The organism is Streptomyces sp. NPDC127117 (assembly GCF_042677325.1).
Taxonomy (GTDB): Bacteria; Actinomycetota; Actinomycetes; order Streptomycetales; family Streptomycetaceae; genus Streptomyces.
The window spans coordinates 1-3,544 of record NZ_JBHXTM010000125.1; the positions used below are offsets into that span (position 1 = coordinate 1).

2 protein-coding genes are annotated in these 3,544 nt (G+C 66.7%); both read right to left on the minus strand.

Annotation, left to right across the window (positions count from 1 at the left end; all coding sequences use genetic code 11):
- Nucleotides 1-136: 136 nt before the first annotated feature.
- Nucleotides 137-2,632, minus strand: coding sequence for a sugar phosphate nucleotidyltransferase (locus tag ACFVH0_RS40395; RefSeq protein WP_385828422.1), 2,496 nt, complete (start codon nt 2,630-2,632; stop codon nt 137-139).
- A gap of 113 nt (nt 2,633-2,745) precedes the next feature.
- Complete coding sequence (locus ACFVH0_RS40400; protein ID WP_362453691.1) at nt 2,746-3,354, minus strand: CDP-alcohol phosphatidyltransferase family protein; 609 nt, start codon at nt 3,352-3,354, stop codon at nt 2,746-2,748.
- Nucleotides 3,355-3,544: the final 190 nt, after the last annotated feature.

The window sequence follows — 3,544 nt, forward strand, 5'->3', positions numbered from 1 at the left end:
GCCACAATCCGGACAAGCGGAACGGGGGGGGGACCCCCCCGGGGGGCCCCGCCCGGGCCCCGTGCGGGAGGGCCCGGCCCCCCCGGGGGGGCCGGGGGGGCCGGGGGCGCCCCCCGCGCCCACACCGGGAGAACCGTCACTGACCTGCGCTGTCCACGATCGCCGCCCATTCGTCCAGCAGCGCCTGCGCGGAGGCGTCGTCCGGCCCTTCGGCCCACAGATGGGTGACCGCCTCGGCCCGGTCCGGCAGCACCATCACCCACCGCCCGTCCGCCTCGACCACCCGCACCCCGTCCGTCGTATCGACGCTGCGGTCCCCGGCGGCCTCCACCACCCGCCGCATGACCAGGCCCTTGACGGCCCAGGGGGTGGCGAGATCACGGCGAAGGACATGGGCGCGGGGAATGCGGGCATCGATCTGGCTCAGGGTGAGCTGGGTCCTGGCGACCAGGCCGAGGAGCCGCACGAACGCCGCCGATCCGTCGAAGACGCTGCTGAATTCGGGAACGATGAAGCCGCCACGCCCGTCTCCGCCGAAGATGGTGCCCTCCTCGCGTGCCACGCGTGTCAGATCGTCGGGCGATGTCGTCGTCCATTGGACCTGCGTGCCGTGGTAAGCGGCGACCTGCTCGGCGACCCGAGTCGTGGTGACCGGCAACGCCACCCGCCCGCTGCGCCGCTCGGCCGCCACGAGGTCGAGCAGCACGAGCAGCGCCCGGTCGTCCTCGACGATCCTCCCCCGCTCGTCGACCAGGGAAAGCCGCTCACCGACCGGGTCGAACCGCACGCCGAACGAGGCCCGCGCCGAGGAGACGATCTCGCCGAGCCTGACGAGCCCGGAGCGCCGGGTCTCGGCGGACTCGGTGGGCCGTGATTCGTCGAGCCCGGGATTGATGGTCAGCGCGTCGACCCCGAGCCGCCCCAGCAGGCTGGGCAGTACGAGCCCGGCACTCCCGTTGGACGCGTCGACGACGACCTTGAGCCCCGCATCGGCGATCCCCGTGGTGTCCACGTTCCGCAGCAGCGATCCGGTGTACGAGTCGAAGACGCTGGACGGGAAGTGCAGATCGCCGATCTCGCCCGGGAAGGCACGGCGGTACTCCTGACGTGCGTAGACCCGGTCCAGCTTCCGCTGCCGCGCCTGCGACAGGTCCGCGCCCCGCTCGTCGAAGAACATGATGTCGACGGAGTCGGGCACACCGGGAGATGTACGGATCATGATCCCGCCGGCACTGCCCCGCGCCGTCTGCTGGCGCGCGACGGGCATCGGTACGTTCTCCAGGTCCCGGACGTCGATGGCGCTGGCTTGAAGGGCCGAGATCACGGCTCGCTTCAGAGCACGGGCACCTCGGGAGTGGTCCCGTGCGGTGGTGACCGTCGAGCCCTTCTTCAGGGTGGTGGCATAGGCACCGGCGAGCCGGACCGCGAGTTCCGGGGTGATCTCGACGTTCAGGATCCCGGACACGCCGCGGGCGCCGAAGAGATGCGCCTGTCCCCGCGATTCCCAGATGACCGAGGTGTTGACGAAGGCGCCGGCCTCGATGGTCTTGAACGGGTAGACGCGGACATTGCCCTGGATGATCGACTCCTCACCGATCAGGCATTCGTCCCCGATGACCGCGCCATCCTCGATGCGGGCGGCCCGCATGACGTCCGTGTTCTTTCCGATCACGCAGCCGCGCAAATTGCTGTGCTGACCGATGTAGACGTTGTCGTGCACCACGGCCCGGTGCAGGAATGCGCCGCTCTTGACGACGACGTTCGACCCGATGACCGTGTGCTCGCGAATCTCCGCGCCGGCTTCGACCTTTGCGTAGTCCCCGATGTAGAGAGGCCCGCGCAGTACCGCGTCGGGGTGTACGTCCGCGCCTTCCGCGACCCATACGCCGGGCGAGATCTCGAAGCCGTCGATGTCGACGTCGACCTTGCGTTCAAGGACGTCGGCCTGTGCTTTCACATAGCTCTCGTGGGTGCCGACGTCCTCCCAGTAGCCCTCGGCGATATAGCCGTAGATGGGCTTGCCCTCCTTCATGAGCTGGGGGAAGACATCTCCGGACCAGTCCACCGAGACGTCGGCTTCGACGTAGTCGAATACCTCGGGCTCCATGACGTAGATGCCGGTGTTGACCGTGTCCGAGAAGACCTGTCCCCAGGTGGGCTTCTCCAGGAAGCGTTCGACCTGGCCGCCCTCGTCCACAATCGTGATACCGAATTCCAGAGGGTTCGGCACACGGGTCAGGCACACCGTGACCAGGCCGCCCTTTTCCTTGTGGAAGGCGATGAGATCGCTGAGATCGAAATCGGTGAGAGCGTCACCGGAAATGACGAGGAAGGTGTCGTCCTTCAGCGCTTCCTCTGCGTTCTTCACGCTTCCCGCGGTACCGAGCGGTTTCTCCTCGTTGGCATAGCTGAGCTCCATTCCGAGCTCTTCGCCGTCCCCGAAGTAGTTCTTGACCAGCGAGGCTAGAAACTGGACCGTTACGACGGTCTCATTCAGCCCGTGCCGCTTGAGCAGCCGAAGCACGTGCTCCATGATCGGCCGATTGGCGACGGGCAGAAGCGGCTTGGGCATGCTTGAGGTCATGGGGCGAAGGCGTGTGCCTTCGCCGCCAGCCATCACGACGGCCTTCATGTCGGAAACGTCCTCCTTGAAGAGACGACGGTCTAGCCGACTTCGCCCGTCGGGGCACCATCCGGGTCATCAGCGGCGGGCCGGCCACACTGCACGGCACCGCATCAACGAGCTCAATCGGCTGCTACATCCGCCTTGACGAGGCGGCGTACCTGAACCACGTAGAGGATCCCTGCCCACCAATAGAGCGTTGTACCCCAACCTGCGAACGCCCATCCGAAAATAGCGGCCAGCGATGCAAGCCAACCACTTCCATCGCTGAGCAGCAACAAGGGGAACGCGTACATCAGGTTGAACGTGGCCGCCTTGCCCAGGAAGTTGACCTGGGGCGGCGGATAGCCGTGACGCCGCAGGATTCCCACCATCACGAGGAGCATCAGCTCACGGGCGAGAAGTGCCGCGGTGAGCCAGAGTGGCAGGATCTCCCGCCAGGTCAGGCCGACGAGGGTGGAAAGGATGTAGAGGCGATCCGCAGCGGGATCCAGGAGCCGGCCGAGGCTGCTGATCTGGTTCCACCGGCGGGCGAGCTTGCCGTCGAGGTAGTCGCTGATGCCGCTGAGCATCAACACCAGCAGGGCCCAGCCGTCGCTCTGGGGGCCGCCGAACACAGGGCGAAGAATCAGCCACAGGAAGAGCGGAACCCCGACAAGGCGAGCCATGCTGAGGATGTTGGGGATGGTGAGTACCCGGTCCGTCTGAACCCGAGTCTCCTGGACCTCCACCCGGGGGCCTCCTGTGAAGAAAGTGCCAATGATGCCCCCTGACCTTACCCTTGGCCACTGCTCACGGGTGCACAGGGGTGAGGCAAGGACCCGTGAACGCAGAAAAGCCCCGTGTCCACAAGGACACGGGGCTTTCCCGTAAAAGGAGTTCGGCGGCGACCTACTCTCCCACAGGGTCCCCCCTGCAGTA